This window comes from Pseudomonas sp. LABIM340, from assembly GCF_040017195.2.
Taxonomy (GTDB): Bacteria; Pseudomonadota; Gammaproteobacteria; order Pseudomonadales; family Pseudomonadaceae; genus Pseudomonas.
Map to the genome: position 1 here is coordinate 1 of NZ_CM200227.1, position 17,231 is coordinate 17,231.

The following is a 17,231-nucleotide window of genomic DNA, read 5'->3' on the forward strand; positions in this document are numbered from 1 at the left end:
GTGTCCGTGGAACTTTGGCAGCAGTGCGTGGAGCTTCTGCGCGACGAGCTGCCGTCCCAGCAATTCAACACCTGGATCCGACCTTTGCAGGTCGAGGCCGAGGGTGAGGAGCTGCGCGTCTACGCACCCAACCGCTTCGTACTCGACTGGGTCAATGAGAAGTACATGGGGCGCCTGCTCGAATTGCTGAGTGAGCGTGGCAATGGCCAGATTCCGGCGATTTCGCTGCTGATTGGCAGCCGACGCAGCCGTACACCGCGCCCTGCCCTGGTTCCGACGCCGCAGGTCAATGTCCAGCCGGCTCCCGTTGCCGCTGCGCCTGCACCAGTGACCGCGCCTGCGCCGGTGGCTCTCTCCATGCCCGAGCCGCAGCCGATCCAGGTCGCGCCGGTGCAGGCCATCGTTGATCTCGACGAATCCAGCCCGGGTATCGATCCGATGGCGGCCGCCATGCCGGCCGCGGCAGTGCGTACTGAGCGCAACGTGCAGGTAGAAGGTGCGCTCAAGCACACCAGCTATCTCAACCGCACCTTCACCTTCGAGAACTTCGTCGAAGGTAAATCCAACCAGCTGGCCCGCGCAGCCGCCTGGCAGGTGGCGGATAACCTCAAGCACGGCTACAACCCGCTCTTCCTATATGGTGGCGTCGGCCTGGGTAAAACCCACCTGATGCACGCTGTGGGTAACCACCTGCTGAAGAAGAACCCCAATGCGAAGGTCGTGTACCTGCATTCGGAGCGATTCGTCGCGGACATGGTGAAGGCGCTGCAGCTGAATGCTATCAACGAGTTCAAGCGCTTCTATCGTTCGGTGGACGCACTGCTGATCGACGACATCCAGTTCTTCGCCCGCAAGGAGCGTTCCCAGGAAGAGTTCTTCCACACCTTCAACGCCCTTCTCGAAGGCGGCCAGCAGGTCATCCTGACCAGCGACCGCTACCCGAAGGAAATCGAAGGCCTAGAAGAACGCCTGAAGTCTCGCTTCGGCTGGGGCCTGACGGTGGCCGTGGAGCCGCCGGAGCTGGAAACCCGTGTGGCAATCCTGATGAAGAAGGCCGAGCAGGCCAAGGTCGAGCTGCCACACGACGCCGCGTTCTTCATCGCCCAGCGCATCCGCTCCAACGTGCGTGAGCTGGAAGGCGCGCTGAAGCGCGTGATCGCCCACTCCCACTTCATGGGCAGGCCGATCACCATCGAGCTGATCCGCGAGTCGCTGAAGGACCTGTTGGCTCTGCAGGACAAGCTGGTCAGCATCGACAACATCCAGCGCACCGTCGCCGAGTACTACAAGATCAAGATCGCCGACCTGCTGTCCAAGCGCCGCTCGCGCTCGGTGGCACGTCCGCGTCAGGTTGCCATGGCACTCTCCAAGGAACTGACCAACCACAGCCTGCCTGAGATCGGCGTGGCCTTCGGCGGTCGGGATCACACCACGGTGCTGCACGCCTGTCGTAAGATCGCTCAACTCAAGGAATCCGACGCGGATATCCGCGAGGACTACAAGAACCTGCTGCGTACTCTGACCACCTGACGCAGCCTCACGAGGCAAGGGACTAGACCATGCATTTCACTATTCAACGCGAAGCTCTGTTGAAACCCCTGCAACTGGTCGCTGGCGTTGTCGAGCGCCGCCAGACGCTGCCGGTTCTTTCCAACGTCCTGCTGGTCGTCGAAGGCCAGCAACTGTCGCTGACCGGCACCGACCTGGAAGTCGAGCTGGTAGGTCGCGTCGCCCTGGAAGATGCTGCCGAGCCGGGCGAAATCACCGTGCCGGCGCGCAAGCTGATGGATATCTGCAAGAGCCTGCCCAGCGACGCCGTGATCGACATCCGCGTTGACGAGCAGAAGCTCCTGGTGAAGGCCGGCCGCAGCCGTTTCACCCTCTCCACCCTGCCGGCCAACGACTTCCCTACCGTGGAAGAAGGCCCGGGTTCGCTGACCTTCAGCCTGGTGCAGAGCAAGCTGCGTCGCCTGATCGACCGCACCAGCTTCGCCATGGCGCAGCAGGACGTCCGCTATTACCTCAACGGCATGCTGCTGGAAGTGGGGGGCGGTACCCTGCGTGCCGTGGCCACCGACGGTCACCGCCTGGCCATGTGCTCGCTGAGCAACGGGGTTCCGGAAGCGCAGGATCGCCACCAAGTGATCGTACCGCGTAAAGGCATCCTCGAACTGGCTCGCCTGCTCACCGAGCAGGACGGCGAAGTATCCATCGTCCTCGGTCAGCACCATATCCGTGCGACTACCGGCGAGTTCACCTTCACCTCCAAGCTGGTGGACGGCAAGTTCCCGGATTACGAGCGCGTACTGCCCAAGGGCGGTGACAAGCTGGTCATCGGTGACCGCCAGGTGCTGCGCGAAGCGTTCAGCCGTACCGCGATCCTGTCCAACGAGAAGTACCGTGGCATTCGCCTGCAGCTTTCCAACGGCCTCCTGAAAATCCAGGCGAACAACCCGGAGCAGGAAGAGGCGGAAGAAGAAGTGCAAGTCGACTACAACGGCGGCAGCCTGGAAATCGGCTTCAACGTCAGCTATCTGCTGGACGTCCTGGGTGTCATGGGTACCGAGCAGGTGCGCATGATCCTCTCCGACTCCAACAGCAGTGCGCTGCTGCAGGAAGCGGACAACGACGATTCTGCCTACGTCGTCATGCCGATGCGCCTCTGACGCGTATCGATGTCCCTTACCCGCCTTTCGGTCACCGCGGTGCGCAACCTGCACCCGGTGACCTTCTCCCCCTCCCCCCGCATCAACATCCTCTACGGCGAAAACGGCAGCGGCAAGACCAGTGTGCTGGAAGCCATCTACCTGCTCGGTCTCGCCCGCTCCTTCCGCAGCATGCGCCTGCAACCTGTCATCCAGTACGAAGAACCGGCTTGCACGGTGTTCGGACAGGTACGTCTGGGCAATGGTTTCGATAGCAGCCTGGGGGTTTCACGAGATCGTCAGGGCGAGTTCCAGATTCGCATCGACGGCCAGAATGCGCGCAGCGCCGCTCAGCTTGCCGAGACCTTGCCGCTCCAGTTGATCAACCCGGACAGTTTCCGCCTGCTGGAAGGGGCGCCGAAGATTCGCCGGCAGTTCCTCGACTGGGGAGTGTTCCACGTGGAACAACGCTTCATGGCCGCCTGGCAGCGACTGCAGAAGGCGCTGCGGCAGCGGAACTCGTGGCTCCGGCATGGTAAACTGGACGGTGCTTCGCAGGCTGCGTGGGACCGGGAATTGTGCTCGGCGAGCGACGAAATCGACGCGTATCGGCGGTCCTATATTCAGGCCCTCAAGCCCCAGTTCGAGCGGACCCTGGCCGAGCTGATCCAGATCGATGACCTGACGCTCAGCTATTACCGGGGATGGGACAAGGAGCGCGACCTGAGCGAAGTGCTGTCTTCCAGCTTGCTGCGCGATCAGCAGATGGGGCACACCCAGGCCGGACCGCAACGGGCGGACCTACGAATTCGCCTGGGGGGACACAATGCCGCGGAGATACTTTCCCGTGGCCAACAGAAACTGGTGGTCTGCGCTTTGCGGATCGCCCAGGGGCACTTGATCAACCAGGCCAAGCGCGGGCAATGCGTCTACCTGGTGGATGACCTCCCCTCCGAATTGGATGAGAAGCATCGGCTGTCTTTGTGCCGGCTTCTCGAAGATCTGGGTTGCCAGGTATTCATCACCTGCGTCGATCCGCACTTATTGAAAGACGGCTGGCAAACGGAAACGCCGGTGTCGATGTTCCACGTGGAACATGGGCGCGTCTCTCAGGACACTACCATCGGGAGTGAAGAATGAGCGAGAACACCTACGACTCTTCCAGTATCAAGGTACTGAAGGGACTGGATGCCGTACGTAAGCGTCCGGGCATGTACATCGGTGATACCGACGACGGCACTGGCCTGCACCACATGGTCTTCGAGGTCGTGGACAACTCGATCGACGAAGCGCTGGCGGGCTACTGCAGCGAGATCAGCATCACCATTCACACCGATGAATCCATCACCGTGCGCGACAACGGTCGCGGCATTCCGGTGGATATCCACAAGGAAGAAGGGGTCTCCGCGGCCGAGGTCATCATGACCGTCCTTCACGCCGGCGGTAAGTTCGACGACAACAGCTACAAGGTCTCCGGCGGTCTGCACGGCGTGGGTGTGTCGGTGGTGAACGCCCTCTCCCACGAACTGCGCCTGACCATCCGCCGTGAAGGCAAGGTCTGGGAGCAGGTCTACCACCACGGCGTCCCGCAGTTCCCGCTGCGCCCGGTGGGTGACACCGATGGCTCTGGTACCGAGGTGCACTTCAAGCCGTCCCCGGAAACCTTCCACAACATCCACTTCAGCTGGGACATCCTGGCCAAGCGGATCCGTGAGCTGTCCTTCCTGAACTCCGGCGTCGGCATCGTCCTGCGCGACGAGCGTGCCGGCAAGGAAGAGCTGTTCAAGTACGAGGGTGGCCTGCGCGCTTTCGTTGAGTACCTGAACACCAACAAGACTGCGGTGAACCAGGTCTTCCACTTCAACTGCCAGCGCGAAGAAGACGGCGTCGGCGTGGAAGTCGCCCTGCAGTGGAACGACAGCTTCAACGAGAACATCCTCTGCTTCACCAACAACATTCCCCAGCGTGACGGTGGTACCCACCTGGCGGGCTTCCGCTCGGCCCTCACCCGTCACCTGAACAACTACATCGAGCAGGAAGGCCTGGCGAAGAAGTTCAAGATCGCCACCACCGGCGACGACGCCCGTGAAGGTCTGACCGCGATCATCTCGGTGAAGGTGCCGGATCCGAAATTCAGCTCGCAGACCAAGGACAAGCTGGTTTCCTCGGAGGTGAAGACCGCCGTGGAACAGGAAATGGGCAAGTACTTCGCCGACTTCCTGCTGGAGAACCCGAACGAAGCCAAGGCCGTGGTCGGCAAGATGATCGACGCCGCCCGTGCCCGTGAGGCCGCGCGCAAAGCTCGTGAGATGACCCGCCGCAAGGGCGCTCTGGATATTGCCGGTCTGCCGGGCAAGCTCGCCGACTGCCAGGAGAAGGACCCCGCCCTCTCTGAACTGTACATCGTGGAAGGTGACTCCGCGGGCGGTTCTGCGAAGCAGGGCCGTAACCGCAAGACCCAGGCGATCCTGCCGCTCAAGGGCAAGATCCTCAACGTCGAGAAGGCTCGCTTCGACAAGATGCTGTCTTCCCAGGAGGTCGGCACGCTGATCACCGCGCTGGGCTGTGGTATCGGTCGCGAGGAGTACAACATCGACAAGCTGCGTTACCACAACATCATCATCATGACCGATGCTGACGTCGACGGTTCGCACATCCGTACCCTGCTGCTGACCTTCTTTTTCCGTCAGCTGCCGGAGCTGGTCGAGCGTGGCTACATCTATATCGCCCAGCCGCCGCTGTACAAGGTGAAGCGCGGCAAGCAGGAGCAGTACATCAAGGACGACGTGGCCATGGAGGAATACATGACCCAGTCGGCCCTCGAGGAAGCCAGCGTACACGTCAACGAAAGCGCTCCGGGCCTGTCCGGCGAAGCGCTGGAGAAGCTGGTCAACGAGTACCGCGGTGTCATGCGTACTCTCTCCCGCCTGTCCCGTCTGTACCCGCAGGACCTGACCGAGCACTTCATCTATCTGCCGCGCATCGAAGCTGAAAAGCTGGGCGACGAGGCCACCATGCAGTCCTGGATCGAGCAGTTCCAGGCGCGCTTGAAGGCCGTCGAGAAATCCGGCCTGACCTACAAGGTCAGCCTGCGCGAAGACCGCGAGCGTCACCTGTGGCTGCCGGAAGTCGAGATGGTTGCCCACGGTCTGTCGAACTACGTCACCTTCAACCGCGACTTCTTCGCCAGTAACGATTACCGCGCGGTAACCGAGCTGGGCAGCAAGTTGAACAGTCTGCTGGAAGACGGCGCCTACGTGCAGAAGGGCGAGCGCAAGAAGTCGGTCAGTACCTTCAAGGAAGCCCTCGACTGGCTGATGACCGAAGGCACCAAGCGCCACAGCATCCAGCGATACAAAGGTCTGGGCGAGATGAACCCGGATCAGCTGTGGGAAACCACCATGGACCCGAACGTGCGCCGCATGCTGAAGGTAACCATCGAGGACGCCATCGCGGCCGACCAGCTGTTCAACACCCTGATGGGCGATGCCGTGGAGCCGCGCCGCGACTTCATCGAAAGCAACGCCCTGGCAGTGTCGAACCTGGACGTCTGATCCGGAAAAGCTGCAGGCAAAAAGAAAGGGCCCTTCGGGGCCCTTTTCTTTTGTCTGCGGGAAGGCGCTGTGTCAGGACGCCTCGGCCACCGATTGAGGCGTGGCGTCGGCCGGCAGCTCACCCATGTCGCGCAGGGTCTGGGTGACCCAGTTCTCGGCGCGCTGGTTCAGCTCGGTGATTGCGCGTGCGCCCTCCCCTTCGGCGTACATGGCCGGGCCGATCACTACCTGGATGGTGCCGGGGTATTTCGCCCAGCCGTTCTTCGGCCAGCAGTGGCCTGCGTTGTGGGCGATCGGCAGTACCGGCAGGTTGGCGTTGACCGCCAGGGAGGCGCCGCCGCGGGAGAACTTGCCGATCTGGCCGGTGGGAACGCGGGTGCCTTCCGGGAAGATCAGGACCCATGCGCCCTTCTTGAGGCACTCATCGCCCTGCTTGGCGATCTGCTTGAGGGCCACCTTGGGCTGCTCGCGGTTGATGGCGATAGGCTTGAGCAGTGCCATCGCCCAGCCGAAGAACGGCACGAACAGCAGCTCGCGTTTGAGCACCAGCGCCAGCGGCTCGAAGTAGCCAGTGAGGAAGAAGGTTTCCCAGGTGCTCTGGTGTTTGGCGAGGATCACGCAGGGCTGGTCGGGGATGTTCTCCGCGCCCTTGAGTTCGTAGCGCACGCCGACCACCCAGCTGGCAAGCCAGACGGCGAATTTGCACCAGGCCTGGGCAATGAAACGATAGCGCGCGCGGTACGGCAGGACGGGCGCAATGAGCAGGCTGAGGGTGCCCCAGACGAAAGCGCTGAACGACAGCAGCAGGTAGAAGAGTACGGTTCTGATGGCCTGCACTATCGACATGGGGGATGGGTCCTCAGGAAAGAAGTTGGTCGGCTACTGCCGCCAGATCGTCGAATACCAGCGTGCCTTCGGGCAACGGCTTGGTCAGGGTTCGCTCGCCTTTGCCGGTCTTTACCAACACTGGCTGACAATCGACGGCCAGCGCGGCGTCCAGGTCACCCCGGCTGTCACCCACGAACCAGGTGCCGTGTAATTCCACGCCATAGTGCTGGGCGATCTGCTGCAGCATACCGGGTTTCGGCTTGCGGCAGTCGCAGCCCTCGTCGGGGCCATGGGGGCAGTAAACGACCAGGCCGAGTTCACCACCCTGCTCTGCCACCAGTTCGCGCAGGCGCTGGTGCATGCTTTCCAGGGTGGCCAGATCGTAATAGCCGCGGGCGATGCCCGACTGGTTGGTGGCCACGGCCACGGTCCAGCCGGCCTTGCTCAGGCGGGCGATGGCGGTGATCGCGCTGGGGATCGGAATCCACTCGTCGAGGGATTTGATGTAGGCGTCGGAGTCCTGGTTGATGACACCGTCGCGGTCGAGGATCAGTAGCTTCATGGGTGATTCGGCAAGTCAGACGCTTTCGATAAGTCGGAAATGAAAAAGCCGGGAGTCCGTCACGGCGAACCGTTGCGAACTCCCGGCTTTCAGGCGGGCATCAACCCAGCAGCGAGATGTCGGCGACGCCGAGGAACAACCCGCGCAGCTTCGCCAGCAGCGCGTAGCGGTTGGCCTTCACGGCGTTGTCGTCGGCATTGACCAGGACTTCCTCGAAGAAGGCGTCCACCGGCGCGCGCAGGGCCGCCAGGCGGGCCAGGGCGGCGCGATAGTCGCGGGCCGCAGCCAGCGGAGCTACTTCGCTCTCGGCAGCTGCCACGGCGCTGCCAAGGGCCTTCTCGGCGGTCTCGGTGAGCAGGCTGGCGTTGACGGAAGCAGGCACGTCACCTTCGGCCTTGGCCAGGATGTTCGACACACGCTTGTTGGCGGCGGCCAGGGCCTCGGCTTCGGCCAGCTGACGGAAGGCCTGCACGGCCTGCACGCGTTGGTCGAAGTCCAGTGGAGCGGTTGGCTTGAGCGCGCGCACGGCCTGGTACACGGCCACGTTGACGCCTTCGTCTTCGTAACGGGCACGCAGACGGTCAAAGACGAAGTCCTGCACCTGTTCCGACAGACCCTCGGCCTTCACCTTGTCGCCGTATTGGGCCACGGCCACGCCAATGGCGTCGACCAGGTCCAGGTCCAGCTGCTTCTCGATGAGGATGCGCAGCACGCCCAGGGCGGCGCGACGCAGGGCGTATGGGTCCTTGCTGCCGGTGGGCAGCATGCCGATGCCGAAGATGCCGACCAGGGTGTCGAGCTTGTCGGCCACGGCCACCGCAGCACCGGTCAGGGTACCCGGCAGCTCGGCGCCAGCGCCGCGCGGCATGTACTGCTCGTTCAGCGCCAGGGCGACGTCCTTGGCTTCGCCACCGGCAGTGGCGTAGTAGTAACCGGCGATGCCCTGCATCTCCGGGAACTCGCCGACCATCTCGGTGGCTAGGTCGCACTTGGAGAGGATGCCGGCGCGGGCAGCGTTGGTGGCATCACCACCGATGCGTGCGGCGATGTAGGCGGCCAGCTTCGAGACGCGCTCGGCCTTCTCGTAGACGGTGCCCAACTGGGCCTGGAACACCACGTTTTTCAGACGGGCGTTGAAGGCTTCCAGCGGTTGCTTCTGGTCCTGCTTGAAGAAGAACTCGGCGTCGGTCAGGCGTGGGCGCACGACCTTCTCGTTGCCGGAGACGATGTGCTCCGGCGCCTTGCTCTCGACGTTGGCCACGGTGATGAAGCGCGGCAGCAGCTTGCCGTTGGCGTCCAGCAGGCAGAAATACTTCTGGTTGTCCTGCATGGTGGTGATCAGGGCTTCCTGCGGCACCGCGAGGAAGCGCTCCTCGAAGGAGCACACCAGCGGCACCGGCCACTCGACCAGCGCGGTCACTTCGTCCAGCAGGTCGGCCGGGACGATGGCGCTGCCCTTCTGCTCGGCAGCCAGTTCGGCAACGCGCTTGGAGATGATCTCGCGGCGCTCGGCGAAGTCCGCCAGCACGTTGGCGCTGCGCAGGTCTTCCAGGTAGTTGGCCGGTGCCGAGATGCGCACGTTGGCCGGGTTGTGGAAGCGGTGGCCGCGGGATTCGCGACCGGCCTTCTTGGTCAGGATCTCGCAGTCGACGACGTCGTCGCCGAACAGCATCACCAGCCATTGAGTCGGGCGCACGAACTCTTCACGGCGGGCCGCCCAGCGCATGCGCTTGGGAATCGGCAGCTCGTTCAGCGAGGCTTCGACGATGCCCGGCAGCAGGCCAACGGCGGGCTGGCCGGCGATGGTCTGGCTGAACTTGAGTTTCGGGCCGCTCTTGTCGATCAACTCCAGGTCCACGCCACACTTCTTGGCGAAGCCGAGGGCGGCCTGGGTCGGGTTGCCGTTGGCGTCGAAGGCAGCCTGCAGCGGCGGGCCGTCGAGGTTCACGGTGCGGTCCGGCTGTTGCACGGCGAGCTGGTCGATCTGCACGGCCAGGCGGCGCGGCGCGGCGTAGCAGCGCGCGGCGGCGTAGGTCAGGCCAGCGGCCTTGAGGCCCTTCTCGATGCCGGCCAGGAAGGCTTCACCGAGGCTTTTCAGTGCCTTGGGTGGCAGCTCTTCGGTGCCCAGTTCGACGAGGAAATCCTTCGCGCTCATTATTCGGCCTCCTTCAGCTTGGCCAGTACTTCGTCACGCAATGCGGGGGCGGCCATCGGGAAGCCGAGGCGGGCGCGGGCCTGCAGGTAGCTCTGCGCCACGGCGCGGGCCAGGGTGCGCACGCGCAGGATGTAGCGCTGACGCTCGGTCACCGAGATGGCGCGGCGGGCGTCCAGCAGGTTGAAGGTGTGCGAGGCCTTGAGGACCATCTCGTAGGTCGGCAGCGGCAGCTGCAGCTCGATCAGGCGGTTGGCTTCGCTTTCGTAGAAGTCGAACAGCTCGAACAGCTTCTCGACGTTGGCGTGTTCGAAGTTGTAGGTCGACTGTTCCACCTCGTTCTGGTGGAACACGTCGCCGTAGGTGACCTTGCCGAACGGACCATCGGCCCAGACCAGGTCGTACACCGAGTCGACGCCCTGGATGTACATGGCCAGGCGTTCCAGGCCGTAGGTGATTTCACCGGTGACCGGGTAGCACTCGATGCCACCGACCTGCTGGAAGTAGGTGAACTGGGTGACTTCCATGCCGTTCAGCCAGATTTCCCAGCCCAGGCCCCAGGCGCCGAGGGTCGGCGATTCCCAGTTGTCCTCGACGAAACGGATGTCGTGGACCAGCGGATCGATGCCGATAGCCTGCAGCGAGCCCAGGTACAGCTCCTGGAAGTTTTCCGGGTTGGGCTTCAGGACCACCTGGAACTGGTAGTAGTGCTGCAGGCGGTTGGGGTTCTCGCCGTAGCGGCCGTCGGTGGGGCGGCGGCTCGGTTGCACGTACGCCGCGTTCCAGGTTTCCGGGCCCACGGCGCGGAGGAAGGTGGCGGTGTGGAAGGTGCCTGCGCCTACTTCCATGTCGTAGGGCTGCAGCACCACACAGCCCTGATCGGCCCAGTATTTTTGCAGGGCGAGGATCAGGTCCTGGAAGGTGGGCACGGCGGGCGTAGTCTGGCTCACGAATTTCACCTGTGCTGGATATGCGACTAAAACCCGGCAGTATACCGCAAGACGCTTGCAGCTTGGGCTTCACAGCGATTTTTGAGCGACCGTTTGCACCCCAGGACAGGTACGAAAAATCGGTCAGATGACTGTATTTTTGTACAGCCTTCTGTCTATAGTCAGGACCTCCCCGAATCGAAGGCCGACTGCCATGCCCCGCTGCTTCTGGTGTAACGACGATCCGCTGTACATCGCCTACCACGATGCCGAGTGGGGCGTGCCCCAGCGTAATGCTCGCGCGCTGTTCGAGATGATCATCCTCGAGGGCGCCCAGGCCGGCCTGTCGTGGATCACCGTGCTGAAGAAGCGCGAGCGCTACCGCGAGGTGCTGTTCGGCTTCGACCCCGAGCGCCTGGCCCGCATGACCGACGAGGAAATCGAGGAGCGCATGCAGGACCCGGGCATCATCCGCAATTTCGCCAAACTCAAGGCCGCGCGGCAGAACGCCCAGGCCTGGCTGAAGCTGGACGACCCGGTGACCTTCCTCTGGTCCTTCGTCGGTGGCCAGCCCAAGGTCAACCACTTCAGCGGCCGCGGCGACGTACCGACGGTGACGCCCGAGGCCGAGGCCATGAGCAAGGCCCTGCGCAAGGCCGGCTTCAATTTCGTCGGCCCGACCATCTGCTACGCCTTCATGCAGGCCACTGGCATGGTGATGGACCACACCGTCGACTGCGACCGCTACACCCAGCTGACCCGCGCCTAAGGCAGCGGGCTGGCCACCGTGATCGCCTGCCAGGGCCCGGTGGAGTGGCCGGACAGCGCCGACCAGTACCAGGCCGAGGTATCGGAGAAGGACTGGCCGGCGGCATCCTCGATGTAGTCGCAGACCTGTAGCCGCGTGCCCTCGCGCGTCACCACGAAGCAACGCTGCATACCTTGCGTTCCGGGGCGCTGACGCAGTTGCGTCTGCTCGATGCGATAGCCCAGCGCGCGGAAGCAGTCCTCTGCCGGGTGCAGCTTGCGGGTCGGCCGCAGCACCTGGCGTAGCACGATGCTGCGCTGGCCATCGGTGAAGCGGCCAAGCTGGCCGGGGAAGTCCTCGACGAAGCGCTGCTCCACTGGCGAAAGCGCCAGCGGCCGCAAGGCCCGACCTTCGAACCGCACCGGCCATTCATGAGCGACTCGAGCTGCTTCCGACGCGGTGGTGTCCGGCGTTAGCAAAGGCCAGAGCGCCGCTAGCAGCAGGGCACCAAGCAGGCTGGCGGTAAAACGACTCGAAGCGTCGGCTCGCTCAGTTTCCACCGACGTCGAGAGCGCAAAAGCGCGCCGGCCGATCACCCGGAAAATCATCCCGCAGACTCCGACGAACACCAGTAGCCCGACCGCCTCATGGGCCCAGCCGGGAAACCCGCTCGCCCCGCTCTCGCCCCACACCAGCAGCGTGTTGCGCAGGATATTGCCGCCCAGCACCAGCAGTCCCACCAGCGGAAGGCGGCGCAGCAGCAGGCCGTCCGGTAGCCGCAGCCACGCCGCCAGCGCGCAGGCGGTGAAGTAGCCGACCCAGGCCATCTGGATACCCGAGCAGGGCGCATCGACCATCACCCACTGGCCGTCCACCAGCAGCGCACTGCCCTGCCGCTCCACCGTCCAACTGCCCAGGCGCAGCAGCCACGCGCTAACCTCGGCGGTGACGACCCGCAGTGGATATCCGACGAAAAACTGCAGCGAAGACAGCAGCGGCAACGACAGCACGCCCAGCCCCAGCCCGGCCAGCCAGGGCTGTCCGGGGGCGCGCAGGCTGAGGATCACCAGCAGCAGCGCCAGCACCGATACCAGCCCGCGCAGCAGCGGCGGCAGGATCGATTGGGAAAGCGCCCCGACAACCAGCAGCAGCGCTGCCGCACCCAGCCAGCGCGAGCGCGGTTGCGCGCGCAGGCTGTGACGGTCGCGCCAGAGCAGCACTCCGAGTGCCGCCAGCGCGATGATTCCCAACGGATCATCCGAGCCATCACTGAGCCGCCGTGCCGCCCACAGCCAGCTCGGCCAGGCCGCCAGCGTGGCGACCAGCAGCCAGCTCCAGCCGGGAAGGCGGCGGATCATGCGACTTTCCTCCGCCAGAACCAGGCCCCCAGCGCGGCCAGCAACAACATGGCCCATACGCCCGGTTCCGGCGTGCCGGGCACGGTGCTGCCGATGGCGTTGTTGCTCACGCCCTGGGGCATCGGCAGCGGTTGATCGACTGTCTTGCTCGCCTGCGGGTCGGGATTTCGCACCTGCTGGTCGACGGCGATGAACGAGGTGTAGGGCGTGAGCAGCTGGTACTTCAGGCCGAGGTCGAGGATCTGCGAGCTGAACTCGAAGCCGCCGTCCAGCGCCTCCTGGTCCATCAGGCTGGCGAGGCGTTGGCGCGCCCACAGGTGGGCGAGCGCAGCGCCGCTGTCGGTGAGGTTGCCAGCGCTGATTGGCAGCCGCACCTGGAACGGGCCGTCGGCGGCGTGGGCGTCGAGGCGCAGCTCGCCGTGCGGCTCGCCCTTCCACTTGCCGAACAGCACCAGCGGGCGATTGGCGAACAGGTCGGGCAGTTGCAACGGCTCCACGTCGTAGACGTCGAGTCCCTCGAAGCGGGTCTGGATGCCCTTGAGCAGCGGACTGTCGATCATCTTGCGGAAGCGCTGCGCCGCCTTGCTCGCCTGCTCATCATCGGTCACCACGAATGGCTCGCCCTGCCCCGCCCGCGCCAGGCCTTCGATCAGGCTGCGGTTCACCGCGCTGCCGATGCCGAAGGCGAACAGATTGGCCTTGCTCAGGTTCTCGCGCACCAGCTTGTAGGCGCTGCTCTCGACGGTCACGTAGCCGTCGGTGACCACCACGAAACTGCGCGAGCGCTCCGGATCGGTGGGCATCGCCAGTGCCTCGCGCAGGGCCGGCATCAGCTCGGTGCCGCCGGCGCCGACCTGGCTGTCCAGCAGCTCGATGGCAAGGCGGATGTTATCCGGCGTGGCGGGGAGCGAACGCTCCGCCAGCTTGCGGTTGTCGCCGGCGAACAGCAGCAGGTTGAAGGTATCGCTGGGGCGCAGGCGGCCGATCAGGTCGCGCAGCAGGGTTTTCGTGGTGTCCAGTGGGAAGCCGTTCATGGAGCCGGAGACATCGACCACGAAGACATAGTCGCGCGGCACGATGAGCCGGGCGTCCGGCGCGCGCGGCGGGGAGACCATGGCGAGGAAGAAGTTCTCCTGCTCGCCGCGCGACAACAACAGGCCGCTCTGCACGGACTCGCCGCCGAGTTGGTAATCGAGGATAAAGTCGCGGTTGCCGGCGGTGGCATCGTCAGCCGCTATCTGCGCGGTAGCGCGCCGGCCGTCACGCTGAATGGTCAGGCGATGGGAAGGCGAGGCGATCTCGCCGATCTGCACCGGCGCCAGCAGTTCGACCTGCAGGGCGAACGTCGTGGCCGAGGGCTGCCCGGCCGGCAGGTACGGTGACTCGATCCACTGCTGCTTGCCGCTGCCGGACTCACCGCGACCGTTGTAGCGCGGCCCGACCACCGTGGGGAAGACGAACTGGAAGCGCCCGTCGGTGGGCACCAGCAGCTCGCTGTAGCGCAGTTCCACCTGCACCACGTCGCCCGGAAGGATGTTGGCGACGTTCATCTGGAACACGTTCTCGCGCTCCTGCTCCAGCAGCGCGGCGGTCTTGCCGTCCTGCTTGGCCTGCTGGTACTCGGCCTTGGCCTTCTGCTTCTCGCGGATCTGCGCCTGGATCACCCGGTCACCCAGGTGCACGGTCATGCCGTGGACGGCAGCGCGGGTCGAGGCGGGGAACACGTAGCGCGCCTCCAGCGGCGTCTTGCCCTGGTTGCGGTACTCCTGGGTCACCGTCACTTCGGCGATGTTGCCCAACACGCGGGCGTCGACGCGGGTTGCCTTGAGCGGGAGGGCGTCGACGGCCGGGTCGGCGTTCTCGACGAAGAAGTACGGGCTGGAGCTGCTGTCATCTGCCGCCAGTGCCGCCAGGCTGGCGCTCATCGCCAGCAACAGGCAGCACAGCCGTCCAAGGAAGGTTGGGGTACGCATCGCGGGCCTCCGGGCCAGTGGATCGAATGGCCGCAGGTTGCGCGCGCGCCGTGGGCGCAATGTGCTCGCCGGGTGGAGATTGTGTGGAGCCGCGATGGCGCCCGATTTACCGGCGCGAGCGGCTACAATGGCCGCCATCTGCTTGAAGGAGTTTTCCGTGGAGAAATTCAAGGGCGCACTGGTGGTGGGCTTCCTGCGGTTGTTCGCGATGCTGCCGTGGCGCGCGGTGGGCGCATTGGGCGCCGGCATCGGCTGGCTGATGTGGAAGCTGCCCAACCGGTCCCGCGAGATCGTGCGGATCAACCTGTCGCACTGCTTCCCCGAACTGTCCGAGGCCGAGCTGGAGAAACTCGTCGGCCAGAGCCTGATGGACATCGGCCGCACGCTGACCGAGAGCGCCTGCGCCTGGATGTGGTCGCCGCAGAAGTCGCTGCAGTACATCCGTGAAGTCGAAGGCATGGAAGTGTTGGAAGAAGCGCTGGCATCCGGCGATGGCCTGGTCGGCATCACCAGCCACCTGGGCAACTGGGAAGTGCTCAACCACTTCTACTGCTCCTACGCCAAACCGATCATTTTCTACCGCCCGCCCAAGCTCAAGGCGGTGGACGATCTGCTGAAGAAGCAGCGCGTACAGCTGGGCAACCGCGTCGCGCCCTCGACGCCCGAAGGCATCAAGAGCGTGATCAAGGAAGTGAAGAACGGCGGCTGCGTCGGCATCCCCTGCGATCCGGAGCCGGACCTGGGCTCGGGCCTGTTCGTGCCCTACCTGGGCACCACTGCGCTGACCAGCAAGTTCGTGCCCTCGCTGCTCTCGCGCGGCAAGGCTCGTGGCGTGTTCTTCCACGCCGTGCGCCTGCCCGATGGCAGCGGCTACAAGGTGATCCTCGAAGCCGCGCCGGCGGACATGTACGACAAGGACATGGAAGTATCGGTGGCCGCGCTCAGCCGCGAGCTGGCCAAGTACGTCCGCGCCTATCCCAGCCAGTACATGTGGACCATGAAGCGCTTCAAGAAGCGGCCCGAGGGCGAGGCCCGCTGGTACTGAGCACGCCCGCTCAATCGACCCGATAGGCACGGCGCCCCTGGATTGTTGATGCCCGGGGCGTCAGGCTGAACGTCCCACGCTCCCGGAATCTCTCCCCATGCTCGGCCTGCCGACCACCGCCACTGCGCCGTTCTGTCCCTCGGAAGTCAAAGGCAGCATCCAGGTCGCGGCTGGCGCGCCGTTGTGGAAGCGCATCCTGCAGTTCGCCGGCCCCGGCCTGCTGGTCTCCATCGGCTACATGGACCCGGGTAACTGGGCCACCGCCATCGAAGCCGGCTCGGGCTTCGGCTACCAGCTGCTGTTCGTGGTGCTGCTTTCCAGTCTTGCGGGGATGGTCCTGCAGTGCCTGGCGATGCGCCTGGGGATCGTCACCGGCCAGGACCTGGCGCAGCTCTCGCGCAGCCACTACAGCCTCGGCACGGCGCGCCTGCAATGGCTTCTGGCGGAGTTGTCGATCGTCGCCACGGACCTTGCCGAAGTGCTCGGCTGCGCCCTGGCCTTCCACTTGCTGCTGGGCGTCGACCTGGTCACCGGCGTGATCCTCACCGCCTTCGACACGCTCATCGTGCTCGGCCTCAAGGGCCAGCGCTTCCGCCACCTGGAAGCGATCATGCTCGGCCTGATCGTCACCATCAGCGGCTGCTACCTGATCGAGCTGATCCTCATCAAGCCCTACTGGCCCGACGTCGCCGCCGGCTTCCTGCCCAGCTGGGACGCGGTGACCCAGCGCGAGCCGTTGTACCTGGCGATCGGCATCCTCGGCGCCACGGTGATGCCGCACAACCTCTACCTGCACTCCTCCATCGTGCAGACGCGGCAGGTCAGCGGCAGCAACGGCAAGGCCGCGGCGATCCGCCTGACGCGCATCGACACCGTGGTCTCGCTGAGTCTCGCGCTGCTGGTCAACGCGGCAATCCTGATTCTCGCCGCCGCGGCCTTCCACGAGACCGGCCACACCGGCGTCACCGAAATCCAGGACGCCTACCGCCTGCTCGAACCGCTGGTGGGCACCGGCCTGGCGGCGATCCTCTTCGGCGTCGCCCTGCTCGCCTCCGGGCAGAGTTCCACCTTCACCGGCACCATCGCCGGGCAGGTGATCATGGATGGCTTCCTGCAGATGAAGATTCCCTGCTGGCAACGCCGCCTGATCACCCGTGCCCTGGCACTGATCCCGGCGCTGATCGGGGTGGTGATGCTGGGCGACAAGGCGGTGGGCAAGCTGCTGGTGTTCAGCCAGGTGGTGCTCAGCCTGCAGCTGCCGTTCGCGCTCTGGCCGCTGATCCGCTTCACCAGCGATCGCGCACTGATGGGCGAGTTCGCCAACTCCCTGCTGACCCGTGTGCTGGCCTGGGGCTTGTTCTGCGTCATCAGCGCCGCCAATCTCTGGCTGCTCGCGCAATTGCTGGCTTGACCTGACCCCCGGGTTTCAGGCCCATT

At 64.7% G+C, this 17,231-nt stretch carries 12 protein-coding genes and 1 pseudogene; 7 read left to right on the top strand and 6 right to left on the bottom strand.

What is annotated here, in order from left to right:
• From dnaA to gyrB, 4 genes and pseudogenes are all read left to right on the top strand, one after another.
• Entirely contained in the window at window positions 1–1,530 is a 1,530-nt protein-coding gene (gene dnaA / locus ABKS89_RS00005) for a chromosomal replication initiator protein DnaA (protein WP_138213457.1), read from the top strand.
• Between the two features lie 29 nt (window positions 1,531–1,559).
• Window positions 1,560–2,666 carry a DNA polymerase III subunit beta gene (gene dnaN, locus ABKS89_RS00010; RefSeq protein ID WP_138213456.1) on the top strand — a complete coding sequence of 369 codons (1,107 nt, stop codon included), beginning with the start codon at window positions 1,560–1,562 and terminating at the stop codon, window positions 2,664–2,666.
• A gap of 9 nt (window positions 2,667–2,675) precedes the next feature.
• Window positions 2,676–3,778, top strand: a pseudogene (recF, locus tag ABKS89_RS00015) (DNA replication/repair protein RecF).
• A 3-nt stretch (window positions 3,779–3,781) separates the two neighbouring features.
• Complete coding sequence (gene gyrB, locus ABKS89_RS00020) at window positions 3,782–6,199, top strand: DNA topoisomerase (ATP-hydrolyzing) subunit B (protein WP_138213454.1); 2,418 nt, start codon at window positions 3,782–3,784, stop codon at window positions 6,197–6,199.
• 72 nt (window positions 6,200–6,271) lie between these two features.
• Here gyrB and ABKS89_RS00025 read toward each other — a convergent pair whose 3' ends face one another.
• From ABKS89_RS00025 to glyQ, 4 genes are all read right to left on the bottom strand, one after another.
• On the bottom strand, window positions 6,272–7,045 hold the full coding sequence (locus tag ABKS89_RS00025) for a lysophospholipid acyltransferase family protein (protein ID WP_348588777.1): 774 nt from the start codon (window positions 7,043–7,045) through the stop codon (window positions 6,272–6,274).
• A 13-nt stretch (window positions 7,046–7,058) separates the two neighbouring features.
• A complete protein-coding gene (gene gmhB / locus ABKS89_RS00030; RefSeq protein WP_348588776.1) occupies window positions 7,059–7,589 on the bottom strand; it encodes a D-glycero-beta-D-manno-heptose 1,7-bisphosphate 7-phosphatase in 531 nt (176 codons plus the stop codon).
• Window positions 7,590–7,689: 100 nt separating this feature from the next.
• Entirely contained in the window at window positions 7,690–9,744 is a 2,055-nt protein-coding gene (gene glyS, locus ABKS89_RS00035; RefSeq protein ID WP_348588775.1) for a glycine--tRNA ligase subunit beta, read from the bottom strand.
• Window positions 9,744–10,691 carry a glycine--tRNA ligase subunit alpha gene (glyQ, locus tag ABKS89_RS00040; RefSeq protein ID WP_138213450.1) on the bottom strand — a complete coding sequence of 316 codons (948 nt, stop codon included), beginning with the start codon at window positions 10,689–10,691 and terminating at the stop codon, window positions 9,744–9,746. The genes glyS and glyQ overlap by 1 nt, the downstream gene beginning before the upstream one ends.
• 193 nt (window positions 10,692–10,884) lie before the next feature.
• Between glyQ and ABKS89_RS00045 the strand changes: the two genes are divergently transcribed.
• Window positions 10,885–11,439 (top strand): DNA-3-methyladenine glycosylase I, encoded by a 555-nt coding sequence (locus tag ABKS89_RS00045; RefSeq protein WP_348588774.1) that lies wholly within the window; start codon window positions 10,885–10,887, stop codon window positions 11,437–11,439.
• Here ABKS89_RS00045 and xrtQ read toward each other — a convergent pair.
• Together xrtQ and ABKS89_RS00055 are read right to left on the bottom strand one after the other, a co-directional pair.
• Window positions 11,436–12,776, bottom strand: coding sequence for an exosortase Q, long form (gene xrtQ, locus ABKS89_RS00050; RefSeq protein WP_348588773.1), 1,341 nt, complete (start codon window positions 12,774–12,776; stop codon window positions 11,436–11,438). The genes ABKS89_RS00045 and xrtQ overlap by 4 nt on opposite strands.
• Complete coding sequence (locus ABKS89_RS00055; RefSeq protein WP_348588772.1) at window positions 12,773–14,749, bottom strand: VIT and vWA domain-containing protein; 1,977 nt, start codon at window positions 14,747–14,749, stop codon at window positions 12,773–12,775. The genes xrtQ and ABKS89_RS00055 overlap by 4 nt, the downstream gene beginning before the upstream one ends.
• A gap of 157 nt (window positions 14,750–14,906) precedes the next feature.
• On the opposite strand from ABKS89_RS00055, the gene ABKS89_RS00060 reads away from it, so the two are divergent.
• Window positions 14,907–15,794: a lysophospholipid acyltransferase gene (locus tag ABKS89_RS00060; RefSeq protein ID WP_088420863.1), complete on the top strand. Its 888-nt coding sequence runs from the start codon at window positions 14,907–14,909 to the stop codon at window positions 15,792–15,794.
• 97 nt (window positions 15,795–15,891) lie between these two features.
• Window positions 15,892–17,205, top strand: a complete 1,314-nt coding sequence (locus tag ABKS89_RS00065; protein ID WP_348588771.1) for an Nramp family divalent metal transporter — start codon at window positions 15,892–15,894, stop codon at window positions 17,203–17,205.
• The last annotated feature ends 26 nt before the right edge of the window (window positions 17,206–17,231 follow it).

Coding starts and splice junctions, on each gene's coding strand:
- dnaN (WP_138213456.1), top strand. CDS start 1,560: ATGCATTTCACTATTCAACGCGAAGCTCTGTTGAAACCCCTGCAACTG.
- glyS (WP_348588775.1), bottom strand. CDS start 9,744: ATGAGCGCGAAGGATTTCCTCGTCGAACTGGGCACCGAAGAGCTGCCA.
- ABKS89_RS00045 (WP_348588774.1), top strand. CDS start 10,885: ATGCCCCGCTGCTTCTGGTGTAACGACGATCCGCTGTACATCGCCTAC.
- gmhB (WP_348588776.1), bottom strand. CDS start 7,589: ATGAAGCTACTGATCCTCGACCGCGACGGTGTCATCAACCAGGACTCC.
- gyrB (WP_138213454.1), top strand. CDS start 3,782: ATGAGCGAGAACACCTACGACTCTTCCAGTATCAAGGTACTGAAGGGA.
- ABKS89_RS00025 (WP_348588777.1), bottom strand. CDS start 7,045: ATGTCGATAGTGCAGGCCATCAGAACCGTACTCTTCTACCTGCTGCTG.
- ABKS89_RS00065 (WP_348588771.1), top strand. CDS start 15,892: ATGCTCGGCCTGCCGACCACCGCCACTGCGCCGTTCTGTCCCTCGGAA.
- xrtQ (WP_348588773.1), bottom strand. CDS start 12,776: ATGATCCGCCGCCTTCCCGGCTGGAGCTGGCTGCTGGTCGCCACGCTG.
- ABKS89_RS00055 (WP_348588772.1), bottom strand. CDS start 14,749: ATGCGTACCCCAACCTTCCTTGGACGGCTGTGCTGCCTGTTGCTGGCG.